At 47.6% G+C, this 25768-nt stretch carries 29 protein-coding genes and 2 pseudogenes; 2 read left to right on the top strand and 29 right to left on the bottom strand.

The features are described from left to right. Both BM241_RS13105 and BM241_RS12750 read right to left on the bottom strand, forming a co-directional pair. Positions 1 to 641 (bottom strand): annotated as a pseudogene (locus BM241_RS13105) (IS200/IS605 family accessory protein TnpB-related protein); the annotation flags it as partial. Positions 642 to 650: 9 nt separating this feature from the next. Beyond that, positions 651 to 779: pseudogene (locus tag BM241_RS12750) on the bottom strand (MerR family DNA-binding transcriptional regulator); the annotation flags it as partial. A gap of 385 nt (positions 780 to 1164) precedes the next feature. On the opposite strand from BM241_RS12750, the gene BM241_RS04355 reads away from it, so the two are divergent. Beyond that, positions 1165 to 2175 (top strand): protein-glutamate methylesterase/protein-glutamine glutaminase, encoded by a 1011-nt coding sequence (locus BM241_RS04355; protein WP_025746551.1) that lies wholly within the window; start codon positions 1165 to 1167, stop codon positions 2173 to 2175. Between the two features lie 3 nt (positions 2176 to 2178). On the opposite strand, the gene BM241_RS04350 is transcribed toward BM241_RS04355, so the two are convergent. From BM241_RS04350 to surE, 10 genes are all read right to left on the bottom strand, one after another. Continuing rightward, entirely contained in the window at positions 2179 to 2952 is a 774-nt protein-coding gene (locus BM241_RS04350; protein WP_025746550.1) for a CheR family methyltransferase, read from the bottom strand. Between the two features lie 204 nt (positions 2953 to 3156). Beyond that, complete coding sequence (locus tag BM241_RS04345; RefSeq protein ID WP_177206088.1) at positions 3157 to 5340, bottom strand: bifunctional 4-hydroxy-3-methylbut-2-enyl diphosphate reductase/30S ribosomal protein S1; 2184 nt, start codon at positions 5338 to 5340, stop codon at positions 3157 to 3159. Between the two features lie 22 nt (positions 5341 to 5362). Further along, positions 5363 to 5944, bottom strand: coding sequence for a lysophospholipid acyltransferase family protein (locus tag BM241_RS04340; protein WP_092282105.1), 582 nt, complete (start codon positions 5942 to 5944; stop codon positions 5363 to 5365). Between the two features lie 21 nt (positions 5945 to 5965). Continuing rightward, positions 5966 to 6646, bottom strand: a complete 681-nt coding sequence (cmk, locus tag BM241_RS04335; RefSeq protein ID WP_092282104.1) for a (d)CMP kinase — start codon at positions 6644 to 6646, stop codon at positions 5966 to 5968. Positions 6647 to 6665: 19 nt separating this feature from the next. Further along, on the bottom strand, positions 6666 to 7028 hold the full coding sequence (gene aroH / locus BM241_RS04330; protein WP_092282103.1) for a chorismate mutase: 363 nt from the start codon (positions 7026 to 7028) through the stop codon (positions 6666 to 6668). 16 nt (positions 7029 to 7044) lie between these two features. Continuing rightward, positions 7045 to 7458: a HutP family protein gene (locus tag BM241_RS04325; RefSeq protein WP_025746545.1), complete on the bottom strand. Its 414-nt coding sequence runs from the start codon at positions 7456 to 7458 to the stop codon at positions 7045 to 7047. 97 nt (positions 7459 to 7555) lie between these two features. Continuing rightward, complete coding sequence (locus BM241_RS04320; protein ID WP_177206087.1) at positions 7556 to 8167, bottom strand: histidine phosphatase family protein; 612 nt, start codon at positions 8165 to 8167, stop codon at positions 7556 to 7558. Between the two features lie 13 nt (positions 8168 to 8180). Next, positions 8181 to 9047, bottom strand: coding sequence for a MurR/RpiR family transcriptional regulator (locus BM241_RS04315; RefSeq protein ID WP_025746543.1), 867 nt, complete (start codon positions 9045 to 9047; stop codon positions 8181 to 8183). Between the two features lie 81 nt (positions 9048 to 9128). Then, positions 9129 to 9305, bottom strand: a complete 177-nt coding sequence (locus BM241_RS04310; RefSeq protein WP_092282111.1) for a YpmA family protein — start codon at positions 9303 to 9305, stop codon at positions 9129 to 9131. Positions 9306 to 9352: 47 nt separating this feature from the next. Further along, the gene (surE, locus tag BM241_RS04305; RefSeq protein WP_092282101.1) at positions 9353 to 10123 is read right to left on the bottom strand and encodes a 5'/3'-nucleotidase SurE; all 771 of its coding nucleotides are present in this window, start codon (positions 10121 to 10123) and stop codon (positions 9353 to 9355) included. A gap of 309 nt (positions 10124 to 10432) precedes the next feature. On the opposite strand from surE, the gene BM241_RS04300 reads away from it, so the two are divergent. Next, positions 10433 to 11071, top strand: coding sequence for a hypothetical protein (locus BM241_RS04300; protein ID WP_025746540.1), 639 nt, complete (start codon positions 10433 to 10435; stop codon positions 11069 to 11071). A 159-nt stretch (positions 11072 to 11230) separates the two neighbouring features. Here the strand turns inward: BM241_RS04300 and BM241_RS04295 are convergent, their stop codons facing one another. From BM241_RS04295 to spoIIM, 17 genes are all read right to left on the bottom strand, one after another. Continuing rightward, the gene (locus BM241_RS04295; protein ID WP_092282100.1) at positions 11231 to 12628 is read right to left on the bottom strand and encodes an oxaloacetate decarboxylase subunit alpha; all 1398 of its coding nucleotides are present in this window, start codon (positions 12626 to 12628) and stop codon (positions 11231 to 11233) included. A gap of 32 nt (positions 12629 to 12660) precedes the next feature. After that, entirely contained in the window at positions 12661 to 13830 is a 1170-nt protein-coding gene (locus tag BM241_RS04290) for a sodium ion-translocating decarboxylase subunit beta (RefSeq protein ID WP_092282099.1), read from the bottom strand. A gap of 23 nt (positions 13831 to 13853) precedes the next feature. Continuing rightward, the gene (locus BM241_RS04285; protein WP_092282098.1) at positions 13854 to 14285 is read right to left on the bottom strand and encodes a biotin/lipoyl-containing protein; all 432 of its coding nucleotides are present in this window, start codon (positions 14283 to 14285) and stop codon (positions 13854 to 13856) included. 30 nt (positions 14286 to 14315) lie between these two features. Beyond that, positions 14316 to 14690, bottom strand: a complete 375-nt coding sequence (locus BM241_RS04280) for an OadG family protein (protein WP_025746536.1) — start codon at positions 14688 to 14690, stop codon at positions 14316 to 14318. A gap of 28 nt (positions 14691 to 14718) precedes the next feature. Beyond that, positions 14719 to 16269, bottom strand: a complete 1551-nt coding sequence (locus BM241_RS04275; RefSeq protein WP_092282097.1) for an acyl-CoA carboxylase subunit beta — start codon at positions 16267 to 16269, stop codon at positions 14719 to 14721. 119 nt (positions 16270 to 16388) lie between these two features. Further along, the gene (gene speB, locus BM241_RS04270) at positions 16389 to 17246 is read right to left on the bottom strand and encodes an agmatinase (RefSeq protein WP_092282110.1); all 858 of its coding nucleotides are present in this window, start codon (positions 17244 to 17246) and stop codon (positions 16389 to 16391) included. 88 nt (positions 17247 to 17334) lie between these two features. Continuing rightward, positions 17335 to 18171: a polyamine aminopropyltransferase gene (gene speE, locus BM241_RS04265; protein ID WP_025746533.1), complete on the bottom strand. Its 837-nt coding sequence runs from the start codon at positions 18169 to 18171 to the stop codon at positions 17335 to 17337. A 97-nt stretch (positions 18172 to 18268) separates the two neighbouring features. Then, positions 18269 to 18676: a GNAT family N-acetyltransferase gene (locus tag BM241_RS04260; protein ID WP_092282096.1), complete on the bottom strand. Its 408-nt coding sequence runs from the start codon at positions 18674 to 18676 to the stop codon at positions 18269 to 18271. After that, positions 18673 to 19395, bottom strand: coding sequence for a pseudouridine synthase (locus BM241_RS04255; RefSeq protein ID WP_025746531.1), 723 nt, complete (start codon positions 19393 to 19395; stop codon positions 18673 to 18675). Before BM241_RS04255 ends, BM241_RS04260 begins: the two co-directional genes overlap by 4 nt. Before the next feature lie 118 nt (positions 19396 to 19513). Next, entirely contained in the window at positions 19514 to 19963 is a 450-nt protein-coding gene (gene ytfJ / locus BM241_RS04250; protein ID WP_092282095.1) for a GerW family sporulation protein, read from the bottom strand. Beyond that, positions 19944 to 20567 (bottom strand): DUF2953 domain-containing protein, encoded by a 624-nt coding sequence (locus BM241_RS04245; RefSeq protein ID WP_143094049.1) that lies wholly within the window; start codon positions 20565 to 20567, stop codon positions 19944 to 19946. Before BM241_RS04245 ends, ytfJ begins: the two co-directional genes overlap by 20 nt. A 75-nt stretch (positions 20568 to 20642) precedes the next feature. Next, positions 20643 to 21164, bottom strand: a complete 522-nt coding sequence (gene scpB, locus BM241_RS04240; protein WP_025746528.1) for an SMC-Scp complex subunit ScpB — start codon at positions 21162 to 21164, stop codon at positions 20643 to 20645. Next, entirely contained in the window at positions 21146 to 21889 is a 744-nt protein-coding gene (locus tag BM241_RS04235) for a segregation and condensation protein A (protein ID WP_025746527.1), read from the bottom strand. The genes scpB and BM241_RS04235 overlap by 19 nt, the downstream gene beginning before the upstream one ends. 108 nt (positions 21890 to 21997) lie before the next feature. Further along, positions 21998 to 22561 carry a site-2 protease family protein gene (locus BM241_RS04230; RefSeq protein ID WP_143094048.1) on the bottom strand — a complete coding sequence of 188 codons (564 nt, stop codon included), beginning with the start codon at positions 22559 to 22561 and terminating at the stop codon, positions 21998 to 22000. Between the two features lie 243 nt (positions 22562 to 22804). Continuing rightward, positions 22805 to 23992, bottom strand: a complete 1188-nt coding sequence (locus tag BM241_RS04225) for a D-alanyl-D-alanine carboxypeptidase family protein (protein WP_207637316.1) — start codon at positions 23990 to 23992, stop codon at positions 22805 to 22807. 143 nt (positions 23993 to 24135) lie between these two features. Next, on the bottom strand, positions 24136 to 24948 hold the full coding sequence (locus BM241_RS04220) for a purine-nucleoside phosphorylase (protein ID WP_025746524.1): 813 nt from the start codon (positions 24946 to 24948) through the stop codon (positions 24136 to 24138). A 95-nt stretch (positions 24949 to 25043) separates the two neighbouring features. Next, positions 25044 to 25718 carry a stage II sporulation protein M gene (gene spoIIM / locus BM241_RS04215; RefSeq protein WP_025746523.1) on the bottom strand — a complete coding sequence of 225 codons (675 nt, stop codon included), beginning with the start codon at positions 25716 to 25718 and terminating at the stop codon, positions 25044 to 25046. Positions 25719 to 25768: the final 50 nt, after the last annotated feature.

Genomic DNA, 25768 nt, shown 5'->3' with positions numbered 1-25768 from the left:
ATTCTTAACCGTTTTCTTTACATGCTCTTTCAATCCCTCTAATTCCCCAGCATCTAAATGCTCTACAATTGCCATATACCCTTCGGGAATCTGCTCTTTTAGTCCAAGCCCTCTCCTCGCTATCACATACGACGCCGCTACGTCCTTGCTTATCATATACTGCGGCGTATACTTTAAAAGCCCTATCACTGATGTATATACGGGATTAACCTCTATAACCTGTATACTCATATATCTCAATCCTTGTGTTGAGATTCCCTTTCTTGCTCCTGTCACCTCTTGAATAAAGATTGCCTTTCCTTCTCTCTTGCCACTCTTGTCTTAACCTCTTGTATGCCTTACCGTTTATGTGCCGTTTCTTGAGCTTATCAAACAAACTCCTGCCACCAAAGATAACCTTACTGGGGTTTTCGTCCCTTTCTCTGCAAGACTCTAAAACGCTCTTTGCCTTCATTATCGCATCATCTACATACCTCGAATTTAAATTAAAAACCCTCTCCTTTTAGTGTGTTTCTGCTCGAGCCTTCTAAAAGCCTGTTATATGCATATCTCATGCAGGATGACCATCTTCTCATTAAATCCAGCACTCTTTGCTCATCTTCCTTGCTTGGGAAAGTAAGTTTAGCCTGCATTGTTATCACGTCTTCCCCTTCTTTTTTGTATCTTCTTCTCCCTTTTGGCGTCCTAATTGGAGTTATTAACCCTTCCTTTTCCCAATTTATTAATGTACTTCTGCTGATGTTGTATGTTTCTTTAACTTTTTGTATACTCAACAACATCGATAATCACTCAATTAAAATTATATCATTTTGTATTGATATTTTCAACCGTTGTTACTTCCTTCATCCCATATCTTTATTTGAATACAGCACGGCCCATCTGAAAAACGCCATCCAAATGGGTTATAATTCTTAAGCTTGCCGCCTGGCATATTGCTAGCCATGCTATATTCATCAGGCAAAACATTTCAAAAAAGGGATTATACCCTCTCCCACCCTATCGAATAAAAGAACAGCTGCTGTTCGTATAATCATTATAACCCGAAGAAGTGGACAGGTCAATCCGAAAGGGACAGAATAGCCACTGCCATTTGCTCTCAACCATGACCCTCTTTTTTTGTTATAATATATATGCATTAAAACAACGCAATAGGAGATGATCTTTTTGATTAAAGTATTGATAGCAGACGATTCAGCTTTTATGCGGATGCGAATTCGCTCGCTCATTGAATCAGACCCCAATATAAAGGTGGTGGGTGTGGCCAGAGATGGCATCGAGGCCGTGGAAAAGGTTCAGGCCCTGCGCCCTGATATAGTCACTATGGATATCGTGATGCCCCGTATGTCCGGCATAGAAGCGGTAGAGAGGATCATGGCAACCTGTCCTATCCCTGTAATACTGGTAAGCTCCCTGACAAGCGAAGAGGTCGAACTTACCCTCAGAGCATTGGAAAACGGTGCTATTGACTATGTATCAAAAGAACAATTAAGCGAAGATACACTGCTGAAAAAAATATACATGGCCATTGAAAGCAACGCATACGGCGCCGCTCAAAACAGACAACAAAATGAGCATAAGGCTGTAAATAACGCTTTACCACTAAATAGCAAGTATGCCATAGTTTGTATAGGGATATCAACCGGAGGGCCCAAAGCCCTGGCCGAGGTCATACCCAACATCAAGCCCAACATCGCCGCCCCAATAGTCATAGCGCAGCACATGCCGCCCATATTTACGAAAAGCCTGGCACAGCGCCTTGATTCCATCTCCACAGTGCCTGTGATTGAAGCCCAGCACAATCAGGTATTGCAGCCAGGCCACGTTTACATATGCCCCGGTGGAATGAACATAGCCATAGAAAAAAGGGACGTGGTTTCTCTCTATCCCAAGGACATGTTTGGCTATATACACGCTCCTTCGGTGGACCTGCTCATGGAAACGGCCGGCAAGACGTACGGCCGTGAGGCCCTGTGCGTCATAATGACTGGCATGGGGAATGATGGTCTGGCGGGGATACAAAAGGCTAAAAAAGCCGGCAGTTACGTCATAGCACAGTCGGCTTCTACCTGTACCATATTTGGGATGCCGAAAGCCATCATACAGCATGGGCTTTACGACGAAATAGTTGATTTGAACAACATAGCATGCAGGATAAACGCCCTCTGCTCTGGCTAAACCTCATATCCTCTTATAAAAAAAGGGTTTGAGGGGCTGGAGTTTATATCTCTGGGGGATTATGATTTGTTCGGTGCTGCCCACAAACAATACTCCGTCCGGATGAAGCGCATCGTGGAGCTTCTCATAAACCTTTACTTTGGCTTCCTCTGTAAAATATATCATGACGTTCCTGCACAGTATGAGATGGCAATTTTCTGGAAAAGGGTCCTTTAACAAGTCATGGCGTTTAAAGTCGACGCATGCTTTAATTCGAGGATCAATGGCAAAAAGGCCATTGAGAGGTTTAAAATATCTATCGACCAATCCCCGCGGCACCGACTGTAAGCTCCTGGCATCGTATATGCCCTCCCTGGCTTTGTTTAGCGCCTCCTGGTCTATATCGGTGGCCAGGATGCGTATGCGCTCCAGCGGGAGAAACTTGGTCAAGAGCATCACCAGCGAATAGGGCTCCTCGCCGGTAGAACAGGCTGCACTCCAAATGTTGATACTGCTGTACTTTTTCAGCAAATCGGGAAGTATCTCCTTTTCAAGGACGGCCCATTGATTGGGATTTCGAAAAAACTCAGAAACGTTTATGGTTATATAGCTCAAAAACCGGGCTAGCCTCTCTTTATCTTCAACAAGTGCCCGGTAATATGCCTGGTACCCATCATAGCCGTTACGGCTTATCAATGAATCGATACGCCTTTTCATCTGCTTTTCCTTGTAATTGGATAAATCGATGCCGGTTAGCTCTAGCACCGCTCTTTTAAATTCTTCATATGTCCACTTCATGCACCATCCCCCTACCCCATCTGGTTCCTTGACTAAATAGAGTTTATCACACAATTTGACAAAAAGAAAGCCGCGAAAGGCTGTTTTTCGCGGCTCAAAAATTGTAAAGGGGGGTCTCAATGTGTTTGTGAGGTTCAGTATTTAGTCTTACCATAACCGAAAATTTTATACATCCAAAACCAATAAAAGCAGCTTACGCTGCCTTTATTTAAGTTTCTTGGGCCTCAATTTATCCGGAAAGAGCTCTGCCAAGCTGACCGATAAGCTCTCATCGTCCTGATATAGCTGTTCCACCTCGCTAGCTTCTTTTTCCTCCTGCTCGCGAAGCGCTTCTCTTATGCTGAGGCTTATCCTTCGCTGCTCTGGTTTTACATCCAGTATTTTAACGCTTACCATTTGCCCTACCTGCAGCACGTCGGCCACCCTGTTGACATGCCTGTCAGCCACCTCTGATATGTGCACCAGCCCATCAACGCCCGGTTCAAGCTCCACAAAAGCCCCAAAATGGGTGAGCCTTACCACCTTGCCAGTCACAACATCCCCTATGTGGTATTTCTCCCCCACGTTATCCCAGGGCTGTGGAAGGGTTTGCTTATACCCAAGGGCAATCCTTCCCCTTTCTCTATCCACCGAAAGCACCCTTACGGTTATGGTCTGGTTTTCCTGTACAACCTCCCGGGGATGACCTATATGCCCCCACGACAGGTCAGATATGTGAACCAGCCCATCTACCCCGCCTATATCTACAAAAGCGCCAAAATCTGTAAGCCTTTTAACCGTTCCTGTAATTACCTGCCCCTCCTGTATGGAATCCCACAGCGCTTTCCTTCTGGCTTCTTCCTCCTCCTGCAGGATGACTTTCTGGGAAGCCACTACCCTATTCCTGCGCCGGTCCAGCTCCAGGATCTTAAGCCGCAAGGTCGTCCCCACAAGGGAATTTAAATCTTCTATATACCGCGTAGATAGGTGCGAAGCGGGCACAAAGGCCTGAATACCGTTCACATCGGCCAGCACGCCACCCTTTACCACCTCGGTGCAGATGCCTTTAAACTCTCTGCCACTCTTGAAACCCTCTTCAAGCTCCTTCCATGCCAGCCTTCTTTCAAGGGACTTACGTGCAAGGAGAACGTTACCCTCGCCATCATCGATCTTCACAACCTGGACGTCTATGGGGTCGCCTTCGTGCCATTTAACTTCCCCCGTATGGTGGTCAATCAACGTCAATTCACTGATGGGCAGCACGCCATCTGACTTGTAGCCCAGATTTACTATGACCTCTTCGGGCGTTATTTTTAGTATCGTGCCCCGAACAACCTGACCGGGTCTCAAGGATACCACCGTCTTTTCAAAATCCTCCATAGCTGGCATCTCCGGCTCTGGTTGTTCCTGCTGTACCGCATTCTCCATTGCAGGCGCCGATTTATCTGCGCCGCCTTTCAGGTCATAATTGCTGCTCTCAAGGGCTTCATTTTGCATTTCCTGCTGGACAGCTTGTCCCCGCGAAATCCGGGTATCATCCTGTCGCTGCCCATTTAAGGTCGAACCCGTTTTCTCATCATTCAATTGACTCACCATATCAATTACCTCCTTGATGATCCAGTCAGGAGTAGAGGCACCAGCGGTAATGCCTACCTTATCCCCTGGATCTATTGCATTAACCTCAATATCCTTCGCCGTTTCAATGGCAAAGGTTTTTTTACAATGGGCTTTACATATGGAGTAGAGCTTTCGGGTATTGGAGCTGTTTTTGCCTCCGATGACCAGCATCACATCCACCATCTTGGCTATGGCTTCAGCTTCAGCCTGTCTCACAGCGGTCGTATTGCATATGGTATTGAAGACTTCAAGCTGATCAACTTTGCTATGAAGCCGCTCTACTATTGCATCCCATTTCTGGTGTGACGTTGTGGTCTGGGCTACCACGCAAGCCTTGGCCATATGAGGCAGGGACTCCACCTGTTCAGGGTCATTAATCACAAATGCAGAATTGTCGCACCAGCCGTTTATACCCATTACTTCGGGATGTTCCTTTTCTCCGACTATGACAATCTGATAACCCTTGCTGTGGTATTTGCTCACCAGATTGTGAACCCGCTTCACATAAGGACATGTGACATCGACTACCTGTAGCCCTTTATCCTTCATCAACCGGTAAACGTGCGGTGGCACGCCATGGGAACGAATTATAATGGTACCTTCCTCTATATGTTCCAAATCCTCTGCAATGACGACTCCTTTTGCCTTCAGCTCCTCCACCACCTGGGGGTTATGAATAATCGGCCCGTAAGTATAAACCTTGCCTGGCCTTTCAAGCTGCTTATATACCGCCTCCACAGCGCGCCTGACACCAAAACAAAAACCCGCATTTTTTGCCACTATGATGTTCAACCTAAAAAGCCTCCTCCTGATTTTAAGCGCTGAGCAAACTTCTAAGCGCCTGCTCCATTTCATCAGCCATCTTCTCGAGAAGCTCGGTATTAGATTTCTGGTCAAAGTAATTATCAAAATTCAATGGTTTGCCGATCCTGACCGTTATCGGCCTGAACAATCTATATTGCCCCACAATGGCAATGGGTAAAACCTTGGCCCTGGATTTATGAGCGATGGAAGCTATACCATGGGAAAAGCTTTGAAGAAAACCGGTTTTGCTTCTTGTGCCCTCAGGAAAGATACCAAACACCTTTCCTTCACTGAGCACCTGAAGGGAATGCTTAATAGCCGACAGGTCTGCCGAACCTCGCTTTACGGGGAAAGCTCCAAGATGCCTGATTATGGTTCGCAGCACCGGAATTTTAAACAATTCCACTTTTGCTATAAAAAATACCTGCCTCGGTAGCACACAGCCGATCAGTATGGGATCTAGCAGCGAGATATGATTTGAATACACGATGGTCTTGCCTTCCATCGGAAAATTCTCAAGCCCTTCAACTCGAGGCCTGAAGAGCAAAAACACTATGGGGCGCACTATAGCACGTGCAAATTTGTAGAACAAAGGTATCACCCCGCTTTTCTTTTACCAGCCATCAGCAGATATATCCGTCAAATATCGGCATACCTCGTCAGCCACCTGCTCAATCGATTTTCCAGTGGTATCTATGAGTATGGCATCCTCCGCTTTGCGTAAAGGCGCAAAGGCTCTATTCATATCATTCCTGTCACGGGCTTCAAGGTCTTTTTTGACATCCTCCAGGCTTTGATTATAGCCCTTCTCACGCATTTCTAGCCATCGGCGCTTTGCCCTCTCCTCCAGCGTAGCCGTCAAGTAAAACTTTTTATCCGCATTGGGCAATACAAAGGTCCCTATATCCCTTCCGTCTACTACCACCGAATAATTCTGTGCTATGCTCCGCTGCAGCTCCACCAGCTTTATGCGCACCTCGGGAATGACCGCTATCTCTGAAGCGGCCTTTGCCACCTCTGGCTGCCTGAGCAGATGGGTGACATCTTCTCCATCCAGATATACGCGTTGAAGCTTGTGCTGGTATGTAACTCCGATGTGAGTTGACGGGAGAATTGATATGACCTGTTCATGATTTGAGGGGTCCAAACCTTCCTGCAGCACCTTTAAAGCTACCGCCCGATACATGGCTCCCGTATCCAAATAATGTATGTCCAGCCTCTGAGCGACTATTTTAGCTATGGTGCTTTTACCCGCCCCTGCAGGGCCGTCTATAGCAATGGTAATCGTCTTCATCAAGACACTCCTCTGAAGCTCAAGTTTGTGCAATATCCGGCCTTAAATTTACAGCTTTTTCAAGATACACATGGTGGGGAGCTTTATCATCATCCCAATGGACGTGGATGAGCACCCGTATGCACTTTTCCAGGCTACCCTCCACATACATCTCCTGGCAGCACAAAAGCGGTACCTGGGTCATGCCCATCTCCCTGGCAGCAACCGCAGGATATACCGCGTCCAGATCCCTTGTCGCTGTAAAGATAATGCTGATTATGTCTTCACGGCGCAAACTATTCTTCTCTATTATAGCACGCAACAGCGTTTTTGTCTTGTCCAGAATCTCTTGGCGCGTATTTTCTTCGACGGTTATAGCTCCCCTTATGGCTTTAATGTGCATATAAAAAACACCTCAACTATACCACCCTATGTCCCAAGCCAATGGCCACCTCGTTTAAATGGATCATTCCTATGCCAAAGAACAAAGCCACGCTTATGTGGTCACCGCACCTGGCAATTCCTATCTTACCACCTACGTTAAGGCCAATGGCCTTGTTCATGATCTGCGAAATGGCTTCCCTAGTTGCTCCCGCCACTGCCCCTTCTTCTGGATGCGTTTCGCTTATTACCCCTTCTCTTTTAGCAGCCACAACGGCCCGCTCTACAATCTTGTTAACCGAAGTTATGAATTCCCCGCCATAATCAACCGCAGCAGCGCTTATACCCTCGCGATGCAGCTGCTCCTTTAACGCCTTTTCTTCTTCCCTGGTCCGGGTCAACGACATCTCTATGGCCGCCCGGGCAACCTCTTTGCTTCCCACCAGATTCATCCCATGCCCTCCATCACCGGCTTTATATTTTTATCTCGCCATCACAAACCCTTCACCTATCATTATAACCTGACAAGCCATACAGTACAAGTAACATTCAATCAGCAACATGGTACGTCTCATTGAGCGAAACGAGCACATTACCTTCATCAGGCAACACCTTTATCACAGTCAAACCTGTATTGTCCTGTTTGATTCTCCTGATATAAGATAATGGCAGATCCATAAGCTCCAATATAAGCACTTTGCAGGTCAAAGCGTGGGAGACCACCAGGATACCCTCATCCTGTGCTATTTCTAAAGACTTGATTTGGTCTATAAACTTGATTATCCTCTCCCTGACGCAACTTAAGCTTTCCCCGCCTGGAGCACAAAAGGTGTGGTCACGATACCACCGGGATAGCTGTCCCGGGAAGATGCATTCGATCTCGCCTATGGTGTGGCCTTCCCACTTTCCAAAACAGGCCTCCCTTAGAAGCGGAGTGGCCACCCACTGCCGACCAATCTCGTTCCCTATGATTGAAGCGGTCTCAAAAGCCCTTTTCAAGTCGCTGCAGTATATTTTCCTAATCGGCACACCTTTGAGGCGCCTGGCCAGCCGCAATGCCTGTCTGCGCCCTTCATCGGTCAACCCTATGTCGCAGGCCCCCTGCGTTCTGCCCTCAACGTTCCATTCGGTTTCCCCGTGCCTTACAATGTAGACAAACACGCCATATTTCCCCTTAAGAACGATCCTTACCAATATACACCTGGTATTCGTCCCATATCCTCTCAAGCTCTTGAAAATCGGATGAGATATCGGTCTTCTTGCGAATGCCCACAGCCACAATCAGGGCATTGATAAGGCTCAAGGGCGCCACCAGCGAATCGACAAAGGAGGCCATATCGCTTCTTGCCAACAATATGTGGTCTGCATAAGATGTAAGAGGCGACAGCAGCGAATCGGTTATGGCCACCGTCTCGGCCCCTTTGTTTTTAGCAAATGCCATGGCCTCTACCGTTCGCCTTGCATACCTGGGAAAGCTTATGCCAATCAGCAGGTCCTGCGGCTGAATGTGAATGAGCTGCTCCAATATATCGTTAACCCCGGAGGTCACCACTCTTACTTTTTCAAATATGAAGCTCAGATAATATCCCATAAATTGAGCCAGAGGCGCAGCGCTCCTCAACCCCAGCACATATATGCTTCTTGCTGAAAAAATCCTCTCAACCACTCTATTGAAAACCTCTTTGTCTATCTCTTCAACGGTGAGGCGTATATTGTTTATGTCCATCTTTGACACAGTCTTCAATAGAGTAGATTCGTCGAGCTCGGAGGTCATCTCTATTCGCTGCACCGTAGTTAGTTTATTGCGAATCACCTCCTGCAGCGCCTTTTGAAGCTGCGGATACCCCTCATAGCCCAGCATATTAGCAAATCTTACCACGGTGGACTCGCTTACCCCCACCTTCTGGCCTATCTTGGACGCCGTCATGAAAGCTGCCTTATCGTAATTGTTCAGGATGTAATCGGCAATAAGCTTTTGGCCCTTGCTCATCTTTTTGTACCGCTCGCTAATCCTCTGGAGCAAATCTTCATTATCTACCATTAATATCCTCCTCAAACATGGTTCCTTGGATGCCTATAAAGATATTTTAACACATTATCTTCAATTTGCAAGTTTAAGACTTTATTTATTCATATTGCCAACTTCATATATAGATATGCGCATGGTTTCCTCATCCTTTTGGCTGAGCCCGAAAATAAGGCCCCTGTCCTTTAGATTTTTGTTTAAAAAATCCACTATCTTATAGAGGTCAGGAAAATTCTTTATGTCCAAAACCGCCCTTACGGCATGGGATGGCATGCTCTCATTTTCCATCAAACGTCCCACCTTCCTTTTAAATTCTTCAATCATTGCCCTTTAAACCAGCTTGCCACTGCGTCCATAAAAGGATACAGCGTCAAATCCAGGTGAATTGGCGTAATCGCAATATAATTCTGACTTACAGCAGCTATATCGGTATCCAGCTGCATATCTTCCTGAGAAGTTTCTATAGCCTCGCCCGTAAGCCAGTAATACGGCTTGCCTCGCAGATCCAGTCGCTTGATATATGTCTCCGCATATCGCCGTATGCCCAGCCGCACAACCTTTATCCCCTTTATCTCCTCTTTTGGCACCGCCGGCACGTTTACGTTGAGCAAAGCCCCCCTGGGCAATCCGTGTTGAAGCAGCTTTTGGGTTACCTCAACCGCTACCTCACCGGCATACGAAAAGTCGTTGGATTCGTACGATACCAGCGATATGGCAACCGACGGGATGCCAAGGATACATCCTTCAATGGCTGCCGACACAGTACCCGAATAGATGACGTCGGTACCCAGGTTGGGTCCTCTGTTGATGCCAGATATGACCAAGTCTACTTTTCGCTTCATAATGACATCCACCCCGATTTTTACGCAGTCAGCCGGGGTACCGTTGACAGAATAAGCCTCAACATCCACATCAGGAAGCTTTACCGGCTCTATCCTGAGGGGCTTATGTAGCGTTATAGCATGGCCTGTCGCACTCCTCTCTTCATCGGGAGCGGCTACCACCACTTCCCCAATCCTGCTCATGCTTTGTGCCAGCTGAATAATCCCTTTCGAAGAAATACCGTCATCGTTGCACACCAGTATCCTCATATCTCATCTCCTTCTACATCCTGTTTTGTCTACACTATTATACCACCAAATGCAGGCACCGCTCAACACGCTTTGTTTCTGAGCTTCCCCTTAGTATTTTACTATCATCCCCGAGCATTTACACGATTTTATCGGAGCATGCGCAAAAAGACTCCATCTTCTACTATAAAATGGAGATGAATTGCTAAAAATAGAGTAAAATATCTTCAGGTGATGGCCAACGTACAAAACTCAGAACAATTTTAAGGAAAGTAGGCAGAGGGAAAATTTCAATATTGTTAAATATAAAACGCCAAGGAGTGGATGTGTTTGGTACAAATCGACGACGCTGGGAGCGGAAGCCTGATAGGAGGTACCTGCATTGGCGCCATGCGGGTAGAGACCAAGGAATTCGTCTTTGACTTCATTCCCGTTGAATCTTATTATGAAGGCGCCTTTGAAAAAAAGGCATACATAGACAAATGCGAGGAGATAGTATATTCGCTCATATCAAAGCTAAACGTGAGCAAGCGCGAGGAGATACAGATCTGCCAGGGATACATGTTTGAAACGGTAAGGCATAAGCTGAAGCAGGAGGGATTTAACATAAACAGCACAAAGATCAAAGATCCTCTGCAGAGCGCAATAGAAAACACCTTTCAGGAATACGCCTTAAGCCTTGGCCTGCCCGTCCAGTACGTAAAGTACACCCGGTATCCCCTGCACTTTCACAGGATACTGCGTTGGGTGTACGCCGATTACGACAGACGCCACCTGCTGTGTAAGACCGGCTGGAAAAGCTGGAAAAAATATGGCCACCTCAATGTGGAGATAAGCGAAGACATCCTTTATAAACGAAATTACACATGCCTCAAATGCGGAAAAAGGATAAAACCCGGCAGCCGTGTGAAAGTATTAAGGTATACCAGCAACTGCCCTAACGTCATATATCTTCATCACAAATGCTAAATACAAACCACACATGGAATACCATAAACAAAACTGGTTTTACAAATTTAAGAAGCAAAGCACGGGAAGTAAAACGAAAAGGTGATGAGCAAGCCACAGGCCTTTGCCTCGCCTGCTCACCACCCTCTCCAACCCACCTTCGTTCTAGGTTCACTTCAATTAAACGGGATGCACTTTATTTTCCTCGTCCAGCAACGTGCTGTCAATCTTATACTTCTGAGCCTGGCGGTACTTAAAGAAGTTCATGGCTACCTGCGGGAACAGAGCGTAAGTTAGAACGTCTTCTTCCTGCTCCATATAAGCCTTTATCTCTTCACGATACTTGTCAAGCGCCGGCTCAAGAGCATCTGCTGGACGATAGGTGATGGGCTTTTCGTCCCCTATGATCTTCTTGCGAACCTCTTCTTTGATCTCCCCTGGAGGCCTGCCATATTCGCCTCTTACATATGCTCTTACCTCGGCAGGCACCATCTTATAACGCTCACCCGTTATAACGTTGAGCACCGCCTGTGTTCCCACCATCTGGCTGGTCGGAGTTACCAGCGGCGGATAGCCCAAATCCTCACGTACCCTCGGTACCTCTTTGAGCACCTCTTCATACTTATCCAGCCTGTTTTGTTGTTTGAGCTGAGATACCAGGTTGGAAAGCATCCCGCCGGGCACCTGATAGCGCAAGGTATTTACGTCTACCGACAATACCTTTGGATTGAGCAAACCACTGCTCAGGTATTTCTCGCGCAAAGGCCTAAAGTAGTCGGCTATCTTGCTGAGCAGTTCAAGATCCAGCCCGGTATCGTACGGCGTATCCTTAAGGGCTGCCACCAAAGGCTCAGTAGCAGGCTGAGAAGTGCCAAGGGCCATGGGAGAAATGGCACAGTCCACCACGTCGGCCCCGGCCTCTATGGCCTTTAGGTAAGTCATAGACGCCAAACCGCTGGTGTAATGGCAGTGGACCTGAATGGGTATCTTTATGACCTTTTTAAGCTCTTTAACCAGTTCATATGCTGTGTAAGGCGTCAGAAGCCCTGCCATATCCTTTATGCACAGGGAATGGGCACCCATCTGCTCCAGCGTCTTGGCGGTATCGATATAGTGCTGTATATCGTGTATAGGGCTTATGGTATAGACGACGGTAGCTTGTGCGTGGGCACCCTCATCGATTGTAGCATGAATTGCCGTTTCAAGGTTCCTAACATCGTTCAATGCGTCGAATATTCGAATGATATCGATACCGTTGCCCACCGCTCTTTTGACAAATTCCTTAACTACATCGTCGGGATAATGCTTGTATCCCAGCAGGTTCTGTCCTCTAAGCAGCATCTGCAGCTTGGTCTTCTTCACTATCTTTCGTATCCTGCGGAGCCTCTCCCATGGGTCTTCGTTTAAAAACCTCAAGCATGCATCAAAGGTGGCTCCGCCCCACATCTCCAAAGAGTAATATCCTACTTCATCCATCAGCTCTACTATAGGCAACATTTCGTCAGTACTCATTCGGGTTGCGATTAAAGACTGATGCGCATCCCTTAAAGCAGTTTCGGTTATCCTAACTTTTGCCATATGAATAGCCTCCTATTCAAAAGTTTATACTATTAACCAAACAGGTTGAGAAGCACTCCTGCCGCAATGGCCGAACCTATAACGCCGGCTACGTTGGGCCCCATGGCATGCATCAAAAGGAAGTTGGATGGATTCTCCCTCTGCCCTTCTATTTGTGAAACGCGGGCTGCCATGGGCACCGCCGATACCCCCGCAGACCCTATCAAAGGATTGACCTTACCACCAGTTGCCCAGTACATAATCTTTCCTAACAATACGCCTCCTACAGTGCTAAAAGTAAAGGCTGCAAGCCCCAGGGCAATAATCTTGAAGGTATCGGGAGATATAAACCTTTCTGCCGTTGCCGTGGATCCCACCGTAACGCCAATGAATATGGTAATTATGTTGATGAGCTCGTTCTGCGCCGTCTTACTGAGGCGATCCACCACAAGGCTTTCCCTGAATAGGTTGCCCAGCATGAGCATTCCCAGCAGAGGAGCCGAGGAGGGGACCAACAGCGACCCTACCACCGTAACCACGATAGGGAACAGAATCTTCTCCAGCTTGGATACTGGCCTAAGCTGCTTCATCACCACCTGGCGCTCCTTCCTTGTGGTAAGCGCCCGCATAATGGGCGGCTGAATCATAGGTATCAAGGCCATATAGGAATAGGCAGCAATAGCAACCGGCCCTAAAAGCTCAGGCTTTAACTTGGTAGTAAGGTATATGGCGGTAGGGCCATCTGCCCCGCCAATTATGCCGATTGAAGCAGCAGCTTTGGGGTCAAATCCCAATAGCCTGGCCAGGAAAAAAGCTGCAAATATTCCCAGCTGGGCAGCAGCTCCCAACAGCAAGCTGCTGGGGTTGGCGATGAGCGGGCCAAAATCGGTCATAGCCCCAATGCCTAAGAATATGAGTGGAGGATATACGCCCAATTTGACACCCTGATAAAGATAGTACAGGAGTCCTCCAACCTCTTTTAGCTTCATTTCGCCGTTTACCATTTCATATTTGGGTTCTGCAGTCAACCCCGCCAACGGCAAATTGGCAAGCATCATACCAAAGGCTATTGGCAAGAGCAATAAAGGCTCATATTTTTTCTTTATAGCCAGAAAAATCAGAAGCCAAGATATGCCTAACATCAAGGCTTGCTTCCATGTTATGGCAGCAAAGCCTGAATCTCGAAGGAAATCCAGTATTACATCTCCCAATGGTTTCCCCATTACTTCACCTCCTACTACGTATATTACTGCAAAGCTACCAACACGTCATCCGTATTTACCGATGCTCCCTTGCTCACCTGGATGGAAACAACCTTGCCATCTCTGGGCGCCATGATCTCGTTCTCCATCTTCATAGCTTCAAGTATCAACAATACCTGTCCCCTCTTTACCTCGTCTCCAACATTCACCTTTACATCTAGTATTGTGCCGGGCATGGGCGCCTTTACCAGCTCAGCCCCGCTGGGTATGGGCTGCGAAGCTTGCTTTTGCTCGGCAGCCTTTTCTTGCTTAGGTGCTGCAGCAGCTTGAGACGCCGGCTGAGCAGCGGGTTGAGATGTCTGTGCAGCCGTTACTACAGGCGTGGGCTGCGTAACAGCACTTGCCGTTTGAGTTGACAACTCTTCCACTTCAACCTCATAGGATTTTCCGTTAACAGTTATGATGAATTTCCTCATACCTACTTCCTCCTTAAAATGATTATTTTTTTATAACCTGCTTGCTATTTGTTCTTGACGGCCGATCCTGTTCCATACGGGCGTTATGGCAGGAACTCGCCTTATGGACCTAACAACGATGTCATGGGTTGAACGATGAAGGGAAGCTGCAACGGCAGCAGCTATAACTGCCACCAGCTCCTCATCCTCTTCATCCTGACCTTGAAATTGAACAACGCTATCAACCGCATCGCTCTTCTCGACAGCTTTTAAAGTTTGGTCAGCTTCAGCTGTCCTTTGCGCTTTCGCGCTCCTATCGGTAAGCCTGTGCATCCCTTTCAATATGAACACCAAACCGATTAAAGCTACGAATACGGTCCCCATGCCGAGAACCATTACCTTTAGACTATCCCAAATGATACCCAACAATTTTATCCACCTCATTTCCCTCTAATCACACGGGCATATTGCCATGCTTCTTAGGTGGCCTATTTTCGCGCTTGCCTTCCAACATCTGGAGAGCGCTAATTAGCCTTGGCCTTGTAGCCTCGGGCTCGATAATGTCATCGACATAGCCGCGAGCAGCAGCCACGTAAGGATTAGCAAAGCGGTTGCGATACTCTTCGATCTTTTGTTGCCTCATCTCAATGGGATCAGCTGAATTCTCGATTTCTTTCTTGAATATGATATTGGCAGCACCTTCAGGTCCCATTACGGCAATCTCGGCCGTAGGCCATGCCATTACGATGTCGGCCCCTAGATGCTTACTGCTCATGGCTATATACGCGCCACCATATGCCTTGCGCAAGATCACATTGATCTTTGGAACGGTTGCCTCCGAATATGCGTACAGCAGCTTTGCGCCGTGGCGTATGATGCCGCCGTGCTCCTGCTCCACCCCGGGCAAATACCCCGGAACATCAGTGAAGGTTATGATTGGGATGTTGAAGGCATCGCAGAAGCGCACAAACCTAGCGGCTTTATCGGAGGCGTTGATGTCCAGACAGCCAGCTAGCTCATTGGGTTGATTGGCCACGATTCCCACCGATCTGCCATTAAGCCGCGCAAACCCAACCACGATGTTGGGAGCATAAAGCGGTTGAACCTCAAAGAAATCGCCGTAGTCCACAACCTGCCTTATAACATCCTTTACATCATAAGCCTTGTTGGGATTGTCAGGAATGATGTTGTTAAGCTCTGGTGCCAGCCTGTTAGGATCGTCCTGGCACTCGCAAAGCGGCGGGTCCTCCATGTTGTTGAGGGGCAGATAGCTCAAAAGCTTCCTCACCGCGGCAAAGCACTCATCCTCGGTAGCGCTTATGAAGTGGGCAACGCCGCTCATCTTGTTATGGGTCAAAGCACCGCCCAAGTCCTCTGCCGTCACCTTTTCGCCCGTTGCCGCCTCAACCACCTGCGGACCGGTTATAAACATCTTGCTGATCTTATCTACCATGAACACAAAATCGGTAAGAGCTGGAGAATAAACAGCCCCTCCGGCACATGGCCCAACTATCACCGAAATCTGCGGGACGACGCCGGAGGCCATGGTGTTGCGGAAAAAGATCTCGCCATAGCCGCTTAAGGCATCTATGCCTTCCTGAATCCTTGCCCCTCCCGAATCGTTGATGCAAATGATGGGACAGCCCGTTTTCATGGCCATGTCCATTATCTTGGTAATCTTCTTGGCGTGCATCTCGCCCAGCGAACCGCCCATCACGGTAAAGTCCTGAGAATACAAATATACGGGCCTACCATCGATGGTGGCATAGCCTGTCACCACTCCATCGGCAGGCATCTTCATCTTATCCAGGCCAAACTCCACCGAGCGATGCTCCACAAACGCATCGATCTCGACAAAACTACCTGGATCTACCAGCCGTTCAATCCTCTCGCGAGCAGTCAGTTTGCCGCTCTCGTGCTGCTTTTGAATCCTCTCTGGGCCACCGCCCTGACGGATGGCCAGCTTTCGTTCCTGCATAAGCCTTATTTTGTCGTATGTACTCATCCAACACCCTCCAGATCCTTTTAAAATTTTAAAAAATAAAACTCCTGACCCAACTTCTTTTAATTCTACATCAATATCCTTTTTCCTTCTTTTTTCTAAAAAATTTTTTATTTAAATTTTTAAATTATCAGCATAGCCTCTCGTATTATCTTTGCAGCCAATATGGAGGTTACACCTGCTGTGTCGTATACCGGATTTACCTCCACCAGATCCATACCAACGATGTTTAAGCCCTTCATCGCTCTAAACGCCTGAAAGATTTCATGGGGCATACATCCCCCGGGTTCGGGGGTACCTGTACCACAGGCATACGCAGGGTCCACAACATCTATGTCCAGCGTAATATATACGGGATAAGGCTTTAATACATCTATAACCTCTTTCAAGGGTTGCAAAACCTCAAATGGATAAAAATTGAGGTTTTCCCCTGCCCACTTGAATTCTTCGCGCGTTCCAGAGCGAATGCCAAATTGAAATATGTTCTTTGATGGAAGGAATTGGCTGCACAGCCTGATCACCGAGGCGTGAGAGTTTCTCTCGCCCAGATACTCTTCCCTCAAATCGGCATGGGCATCGAAATGCAGAAGCCTGAGCTGGTCTCCATATTTTTCGTAAACCTCCTTGACCACCGGATAAGTGATGAGGTGGTCGCCACCCAGAAATATGGGCTTTTTACCATCTTCCAGTACCTCACGGGCAGCTTGCTGGATAATTTCCAGGCTGGATACGATATTTCCCATGGGAAGCTCCAGGTCCCCTACATCAAAAAATCTTACTTCCGAGAGGTCCCTGTCCACGTACGGGCTGTACTCTTCAATGGCATATGAGACCTCTCTGATCTTCTGGGGGGCAAACCGGGCACCCGGCCTATAGCTGACGCTATAGTCCATGGGTGCCCCCACCATTATCACATCGCTCTCATCATAGCATTCTCTGCTGCCCATGAACCGATTGCTCCACCTGTACTCCTTTAGCATCTGTACCATTTCCTTTCCATAACGCAAACGAAGTCAATGCCTCTTAAAATGATAACGATGATAAACGCTTATGTCAATCCTGGAAAAATCATTCACAGCTTTCTAACAGATTTTTGACAAAGCGCGGTAGCTTGAAGACCGATTTATGGATTTCAGGAGAATAATACTTAGTGTCAATTTCCAAAATTTTCTCTTCATCCACCTCTAAGGGGTCATACCGTTTTGAGCCAAGGGTAAAGCTCCACAGCCCGCTGGGATAAGTGGGAATGGAAGCCAGGTAAAGACGTGTTACTGGGAAGATCTGCTTTATGCTGGCATACACGCTGCGAATAAGTTCGGCGTTGAAAAATGGGGACTCGGTTTGGGCCACAAAAAGTCCATCTTCCTTCAAGGCCCTGTATATCGATGAATAAAAATCTTTAGAAAACAATCCAGTAGCTGGCCCAATGGGTTCAGTCGAATCCACCAGCACAACGTCAAAGGAATTTTCGTGCTGTGCTATAAACTCAATTCCGTCTTGGAACAGCACCTCGCACCTTGGATCAGATAGACCACAGCTGATCTCCGGGAGGTACCTTTTGCTGTTTTCAACCACCCTCTCATCGATTTCAACCAGGTATACTTTTTCAACCGAAGGGTGCTTGAGCGCCTCGCGTACCGTTCCACCGTCTCCTCCTCCGATGACAGCCACCGTCTTGGGATTGGGGTGAGTGAACAGGGGTATGTGGGTGATCATCTCATGGTACACAAACTCATCCTTCACTGTCGTCTGAACCATGCCGTTCAGCACCAGCATTCGCCCGTACTGTACTGTATCTATGATGGCCAGTTCTTGATAGTTGGTCTTTTCTACCACCAGCGTGCTTATAGTTTTACATGTAATTCCAACATTGGGGGTTTGCTTTTCAGTGTACCACAGTTCCATCCTTTCAGCCTCCCAGATTTTCTAATATTGATAAATTTGATATAGAATTATATCAAAAACTCGCCCTTTTGTATAGAAAAAATTGCTGCAAACCATTTCACCTGCAGGTCTTTTGCTCAAAAAAAGACGGGATATCCAAAACTAGGCAGTAATCCGAATCCGGGCTGTCAAAGCGCTTAAACCCTATCCTCTCGTAGAGGTGCCAGTTTTCGTCGCCCATGGCAAAAAGCCTCTGAACGCCATCCCTCTCGAGTATGTACACAAGCGAACGGATCAGGCCGTCAAGCAAAGAATCTTCCTCCAGGCCGGGCAGCACCGCAACTTGCTGCATAAAGGCGTCTTCACCCTGCCTGTAGCCGCTTACGCCTCCCTTTATGGCCCCATCTTCTTCAATCACGACAGCAAACCTCTCGCCCTGGCTCGATACGGTAATCAAAGGCCGCAAAACCTCATTTAAGTATATCTTGTCCAGGTCTTGAGGCTCAATCTTCCTAAAGGTTATCATGTTTCCGCCTCCGTCAGCTTTTTAAGTTGCATTACCTCGCCCTCATCAAGGTATCGCCATTGCCCGGGCTTTAAATCGCCCAGCACCAGATTGCCCAGTCGCTCCCTCCTTAAAAATTTAACCGGGCAGCCGATGGCTTCAAACATCCGCCTTATCTGCCTGTTTCTCCCCTCCTTCAATACCACCTTGAATGCCGAACTGTTGCCCTTCTGCCAGAGCAACCTTACCTTATGGGCATGCGCGATAGCATCGCCTATGTCAATCCCATCTATAAACGCTTGAATTTGTGATTTGGAAGGACGGCCGTCCACCACCGCATAATACTCCTTTTCCACGCCGTACCGCGGGTGCATAAGCTTGTTGGCCAGCTCCCCGTCGTTGGTAAGAAGTAGCACCCCCTCGGTGTCAAAATCCAACCTCCCTACCGGATACACCCTGGCGGGCTGATTCCCCACCAGCGACACAACGGTGGGCCTTTCGTGGGTATCTTTCACCGTGGTCACATACCCCCGCGGTTTGTAGAGAAGGATGTATACCTGTTTTTGTTCCAGGGAAATGGCCTTGCCGTCCACCCTTACTTCATCCTTTTGCGGGTCCACCTTTACTCCAAGCTGAGTCACCACTTGACCATTAACGGTAACCCGGCCCTGCTTTATCATTTCCTCGCATTTTCTGCGCGAAGCCACTCCACAGTGAGCCATGTACTTTTGCAGGCGCACAGGACATCTCCTTTCAATACAGGCACGTATATCAAGACGCGGTTTACCTCTCCTTATTTGAAATACAAGTTATAGTATACACCAAAGGGGGCATAAAATAAAGGCGGCTTTTGGCCGCCTATTGCACATTTTGCTGTGTAGGGGTATTCTGCGCGTTTTCTTTTTTTGGACCAACCAGGTTTTGTATGTCTTCCAGCAGCTGGGGGATCATCTCAATAATGCGGTCAGCGGAAGTACGGAAACAGACTGGTAACAGTTTGACTTTACCGCCTCCCACCACCAAAAACGCCACCGGGTTGACCGACACGCCCGCTCCAGTACCACCTGCAAAAGGAATGGATGCCGAAGGCTCGCCCTCTCCACCACCCCTGCCCTGCTTTTGTTCTTTGCCTCCATCCTTGTATTCTCCACCGCCTGCCACAAAGCCGAAGGAAACCTTGGATATCGGTATGATGACATTGCCATCTGCCGTCTCTACAGCATCACCCACAATGGTATTTACATCTATCATCTCCTTGATGTTTTCCATGGTGGTCTTCATGATGTTTTCAATTGGATGCCCTGACAATTTTTTCACCGCCCTTTATTTTTTCAGCTGTTTTTTGCATTCCAGCAATTATAATATATCTCAATTTAAGGGCTATTATGCAATCGAAGTGCAGCTCAAAATCCTCCCTGTCAAACACCGGTGTGACATTGACTCTCTTTTTTTCGAGATAATATTTGTTTTGCAGATGAAAAAGCGCTATGTGCAGGAGCGAGAGAAGGCTGCCGCACAGCAGCGCCGTATGGGCGGCATCGCCGGTACCCAGCCTGGCCGTCACCCCAAAATCCTCCACCCGCACCTTATCCTTAATATGTTTAAGGTACTTGGCGTTTTGCTGTACAGCCCTCAAGCCTTTTTTTATGAGGTCTATGATTTCCTGGGGAGATATGTCTGTTTCATCATGAGTAGATAGTTTCCGTATATCCAAAAAAAGCGGATGCTCAGCATCGGCTTTCATCGCAAAGGCCAGCTTCCTGCGTACAAGACCACCTAAAGCTCGTACAACTATAAACGATCTGCTCCGCCCGTTTTTTACCCTTACACTTATCTCTATATGTACCGTGACCATGCTGACCAAAATAAACAGAGCCAATACAGCCAAAATTATCCAAACGTATAAAGCCACAGCCACCTGCACCCCATGCACTTTTTTCTAGTTTTTCACGCTTCATAAAAAAAATACACGGGGCAAGGAATAAGGTCATGTGGCCTGCTGCGGCTTGAGAGGCGGTAAGTCATCGATGCTCGACAGCCCAAAGCTTTTCAAAAACAGCTCTGTGGTCCCGTACAGCTTGGGTTTCCCCGGTGCGTCAAGCCTCCCCACCTCGCGGATCAGATTTTTCTCCAGCAGCACCGCAATGGCATGGTCGCACTTTACCCCCCTCAACTGTTCGATATCCGCTTTTGTCACAGGCTGGTTGTAGGCGATGATGGCCAGCGTTTCAAGGCATGCCCTGGAAAGCGACTGCTCCTTGGTCGCACCGGTAAACCTGCGAATATACTCACCGTACTCAGGTCGGGTAACCAGTTGATATGCATCGTTGATCCTTATGAGCTGCAATCCCCGATGCTGCGAAGCGTAGGCTTCCGCCATCTTCTCCATCAGCCGCTCGGCGGTATCGACGTCTATGTCCAGTACCTCGGCAATGCTCCTTACAGGTACGGGATCCCCTGCAATGAACAGAATTGCTTCTGCCACAGCCATCATCTGTTGTTCTTCCATCCCAATCCCTTCCTTTGAATGAGTATATCAGAAAATGGCCTGGATTGTTGTACCTTGATCCATCCCCTGTTTATCATCTCCAGCAGCGCCAAAAAGGTCACGATAATATACAGCCTGGAAAACTTCTTGCTGACCAGCTGGGAAAACAGCACCTTTCCACGCCTTACCAGTACGGCCGTCAGCTGCCTTATTCTGTCCTGAAGCGATATGGTCTCAGGCTTAATGTTACGGACAACAGGTTGGGCCTGCTGAGAGGCGTTCTTCCTCTTCAGCAGGTCCATCATGGCCTGCGCAATGTCCTGCTTGGTCACATTTGAGAACTTTATATCCTCGCCTGTATCTACCACCTCTTCTGGCAGCTTGCTGTACATGTTGGAATACACCATATACCTTTCACGCAGCCATTCACCGGCGTCTTTGTACTTCTTGTATTCCTTAAGCCTTTGAATCAACTGTTGCTGTGGGTCAGGCTCCTGCTCCTCTGACTGCTGCGCAGGCTTGGGAAGCAGCTTGCAGGACTTAATATGAAGCAAAGTAGCAGCCATAACCATGAATTCGCTTGCAATGTCGATATCCAGTGCCTGCATCTGGTTGAGGTAATCCATGTACTGTGCGGTTATCTCGGATATCGATATGTCCTCTATGTTGATTTTGGCCTTGGAGATAAGGTGCAGCAAAAGATCTAGCGGCCCTTCAAAAACCTCAAGCTTTACCTGATAACCCAAACCCTTATTACCCCTTTCCTTACCGTTTATTGCAATAAAGAAAGCAAAAAGCTTTGCAGATACATCAATTGCTGGTAAATGTATTGGGCAGGAATGCGCACAATTAGATTAAACCCCCCCCAGCAATACAAAAGCAAACAGTATGAACTTGCCGTAGTACTCATAATTCCAGAAAAACCTGACATTCCTGCGATAAAATAGCCCTTTTATAATGTGATACCCGTCAAAAGGGGGTATGGGTATTAAATTCAAAATGGCAAATATTATATTCAGCTGCACTACACGGTCAATAATTCCCAACAGAATGCCTCTGTAGGAGGAAATAGACAGCTTTGCTGCCACCAAAATTACCAGGGCGACAAGAGACAGCAGCATATTGGCCAGCGGCCCCGAAAAAGACACGATGATGCTGCCCCACTTTCGGTCTTTGAAGTTTGCAGGATTGACCTGTACCGGCTTGGCCCAGCCAAACCTGAATAGAGCAAATAATATTAGACCCAGCCAATCCACATGGGCTAGAGGATAGAGGGTAAGCCTCCCCTGATTTTTAGGAGTGGGGTCCCCCAGCCAATAGGCTGTAAGGGCATGGGCAAACTCATGGAAGGATATGGCCAAAAACACAGCCGGCAGGCTTAAAAGTACGTCAATCCAGTTCATGTACAATTCAGACAACCCTCCGTTCCCTCACATAATGGTTGTCCTGCAGTCAAAAAAGCATATGGACAAATATTTCATGACTTTATTGTACATTATTAGGCGCCATTATGAAACCCTTTCAGCTGGATTTTTTCTTTTTAAATCAAATAAAAAATGGACCGGCGTTTATATATCTTTGCCGATCCATTTCAATCTACCAGCGGCATTATGCCAGCAATTTTCAAGTAAAATCTAACTGTCAATAGGCCAGCTGGGGCATCACCTGTTTTTTCCGTTTGTCGATCTCTTAAGCCAGTTGTTAAATATCCTGCTGAAATAATCAAACACGCCGGCAACCTCCACCGATTCTCCTGCCACGATGTCCACTTTTCCAACCTCTTTGCCGTCCCTCTTCACCGTCAGTACCCCTATCTTTTGTCCCTGATTGATGGGAGCCCTTAAGGGAGCCGAAATCTGTACGTCCTTCGTAAACTCCTTTGAATCGCCCTTGCTGAGCAACAGCGACAGGTTATCGGCTGCCAGCCCCATTATCTTGCTGGTTTTCCCTCCTGTTACAGGCACCTCATTTTGAACTATCTGGCCTTTCTTTACGACTCGGACCGACTCGTAATTCGCAAAGCCGTAATCTAAAAGCTTGCTGGCTTCACTGAACCTGACCTGAGATGTGGGTGCCCCCAGTATAACAGCTATAAGCCTCAAGTTCCCACGCTTTGCAGTGGCCGAAATGCAGTGCCCGGCCTCTTCAGTATAGCCCGTCTTCACGCCGTCACAGCCTTCATAAAACCTGATCAGCTTGTTGGTGTTGACCAGCATGGTCTGGCCGTCCCTCATGTAATCCAGCCAGATTGTACTCCACTTGAAAAACAGGGGGTGCTTCAACAGTTCCCTGCTCATCAGAGCAACGTCATATGCGGTGGTATAATGGTTTTCTGCAGGCAGGCCGGTACAGTTGACAAAATGGGTGTTTTTCATTCCCAATTGCTGGGCCCGTTCGTTCATCTTCTGTACGAACAGCTCGTGGCTGCCATATATCTTTTCAGCCAGAGCAACGCTACCATCGTTGGCCGATGCTACTATTATGCTTTCCAGGATGGTGGATACCGGAAATGTCTCGCCCGGAGCCAAAAATACGGTAGATCCGCCCATGCTGGCTGCATATTCGCTGACATGTACGGGATCATCCAGCTTTAGCCTGCCGTCCTCAATGGCTTCCATGGCCAACAGAAGGGTCATAATTTTGGTTATGCTGGCCATGGGACGCTTCTCGTGGGCGTTTTTTTCATACAGCACGGTACCCGTCTCATAATCCATAAGTAGTGCCGCTTTGGACTGTATAGCAAAGGGGAGCTCAGTCACCGGTTGTGCAGCTGCAGCCACCCCGAATGGCATTATAACAAAAAGTATTGTTAACAACCAGCAAAGAATAGCGCTTTTTAATGTGCTCAATGTGATCCCTCCTATAATCATCATCTAGGATTAGGTTTTCCATCGAATAGAAGGGTTATGCACATCAAAAAGCGCCCGTCAAATCGGCTTATATCTGTTTCAGCGAAACTGTTGCATTAACATGCATTAATAGATTACAGCAGTCACATTTTCGCAATAAAACCCAGCAAGAGCCTGGCAAAATCCCTGGCCGCCTGCCCGGCCGTCTCAATGACCTCTTCATGGGTTAAAGGCTTGTCCAATAGCCCTGCAGCCATGTTGGTGATGCATGAGATGCCCACCACCTTTACGCCGGCATGGACAGCGGCTATGACCTCGGGTACAGTGGACATACCAACCGCATCGGCGCCCAGCCTCTGCAGCATGCGTATCTCAGCCGGGGTCTCATAGCTAGGGCCTGGCATCATGGCATAAACCCCTTCCCTGACTTTCAGCCCCATCTCCTTTGCAGTATCCATAACAAGGCGCCTCAAGTCCGGGTCATAAGCATAGGTCATATCCGGAAATCGCGGGCCAAGGTCATCCATATTTCTCCCCCTCAATGGATTGACGCCCGACATGTTTATGTGGTCCCTTATGACCATCAGATCGCCGGGCGAAAAATCGGGGTTTATTCCTCCTGCGGAATTGGTAATAATAAGCGTCTGTACCCCCAGAATCTTCATGGTGCGGACCGGCAAAACCACCTGTTCCATATCATAGCCCTCGTAATAATGAAACCGCCCTTGGGCCGCTATTATCTCTTTTCCCTGACATCGTCCAACCGCAAATCGGCCTTTGTGACCCGGCACAGTCGTCTTTGGAAAGCCGGGTATGTCCTTATAATCGATAAAGATAGGATCCTCTATGGTATCGACCACATCTCCCAGACCCGACCCCAGTATCAACCCCACCGTAGGCCGTACACCAATCCTCTTTTGAATGAACTCGGCGGCGTTTTTGTACACACATCTCACCTCTCAATATCATCTATTTGGTTCCAATGCTGCCATGTCGAATATTATGATACCCATCAATGCTTCTTATGTCGGCTGGTTGAGTACTATTTTATCTATTTCGGTAAAAAGGTTATAAAATCCTTCACTTTCAACATATTGGCAAACAAAAATTTGAAGACCAGGGGCACCACAAAAGCCTCAAACATGCTGCTCACAAAAAAAGCAATGATGATAAGCACAAACTTGAAGGTGTAAGGCGCTATTCTCCGCAACCTCATGTGCTTTAAGTGGGGCAACTTCCTTATTCTGAACCTCTCTATTCCAAATTGCAGTGCCAATACGCCCATAACCATAAGGCAAGGTATATGGATAAACGACTGTGGCAAAATGCACGTCAGCACCATGAACAATCCGTTTAGGGCATAATAGTCAATCAAAAAAGCCACAGTAAAGCCCAGAAAAAACCCTCTGGCCCCCACCGTTATCAGCACTAAAGGGGCGCTTAAATAAGTCAGCCCAAACAACCAAATGAAAAAAGCAGTCTGGAGGTTGTGCAATACAGCCTTTATGAATATCGTCGACCTATCCACATGAGGCTGATTGCCAAGAATGTACGAATACCCCTGCAGGTAATCGGCCAGGTACAGCCGCTGCTCAGCGCTGATGGAACTGACCGTAAATCCTCCGGCAGCCACTCCAGTGATAAAGACAAACACCACAAGCAGGTAAAGGGCTATGTTTTCCCTTATATGAAGCATTACATTTGTTTTTATCTTCAAAGCGTTCAATGGAGGTATCCCCCCAAGGCTTTTTATAATATTTGTCCTACTTGATAACT

The sequence above is a fragment of the Caldicoprobacter faecalis genome, from assembly GCF_900115765.1.
GTDB classification, from domain to species: Bacteria; Bacillota; Clostridia; order Caldicoprobacterales; family Caldicoprobacteraceae; genus Caldicoprobacter; species Caldicoprobacter oshimai.
The sequence above is the reverse complement of the archived record's forward strand: the minus strand, read 5'-3'. Positions and strand labels throughout refer to the sequence as shown.

Coding starts and splice junctions, on each gene's coding strand:
- BM241_RS04310 (WP_092282111.1), bottom strand. CDS start 9,305: ATGCCATCCCATGCCGTAAGGGCGGTTTTGGACATAAAGAATTTTCCT.
- BM241_RS04275 (WP_092282097.1), bottom strand. CDS start 16,269: ATGAGTACATACGACAAAATAAGGCTTATGCAGGAACGAAAGCTGGCC.
- BM241_RS04285 (WP_092282098.1), bottom strand. CDS start 14,285: ATGAGGAAATTCATCATAACTGTTAACGGAAAATCCTATGAGGTTGAA.
- surE (WP_092282101.1), bottom strand. CDS start 10,123: ATGAGGATACTGGTGTGCAACGATGACGGTATTTCTTCGAAAGGGATT.
- speE (WP_025746533.1), bottom strand. CDS start 18,171: ATGGAACTGTGGTACACTGAAAAGCAAACCCCCAATGTTGGAATTACA.
- scpB (WP_025746528.1), bottom strand. CDS start 21,164: ATGGAAGAACAACAGATGATGGCTGTGGCAGAAGCAATTCTGTTCATT.
- BM241_RS04260 (WP_092282096.1), bottom strand. CDS start 18,676: ATGATAACCTTTAGGAAGATTGAGCCTCAAGACCTGGACAAGATATAC.
- BM241_RS04315 (WP_025746543.1), bottom strand. CDS start 9,047: ATGGTAGATAATGAAGATTTGCTCCAGAGGATTAGCGAGCGGTACAAA.
- BM241_RS04295 (WP_092282100.1), bottom strand. CDS start 12,628: ATGGCAAAAGTTAGGATAACCGAAACTGCTTTAAGGGATGCGCATCAG.
- BM241_RS04350 (WP_025746550.1), bottom strand. CDS start 2,952: ATGAAGTGGACATATGAAGAATTTAAAAGAGCGGTGCTAGAGCTAACC.
- speB (WP_092282110.1), bottom strand. CDS start 17,246: ATGCTAAAGGAGTACAGGTGGAGCAATCGGTTCATGGGCAGCAGAGAA.
- BM241_RS04325 (WP_025746545.1), bottom strand. CDS start 7,458: ATGAATCTGGTGGGAAGCAAAGAGGTTGCCCGGGCGGCCATAGAGATG.
- BM241_RS04290 (WP_092282099.1), bottom strand. CDS start 13,830: ATGGGGAAACCATTGGGAGATGTAATACTGGATTTCCTTCGAGATTCA.
- aroH (WP_092282103.1), bottom strand. CDS start 7,028: ATGCACATTAAAGCCATAAGGGGAGCTATAACCGTCGAAGAAAATACG.
- cmk (WP_092282104.1), bottom strand. CDS start 6,646: ATGAAGACGATTACCATTGCTATAGACGGCCCTGCAGGGGCGGGTAAA.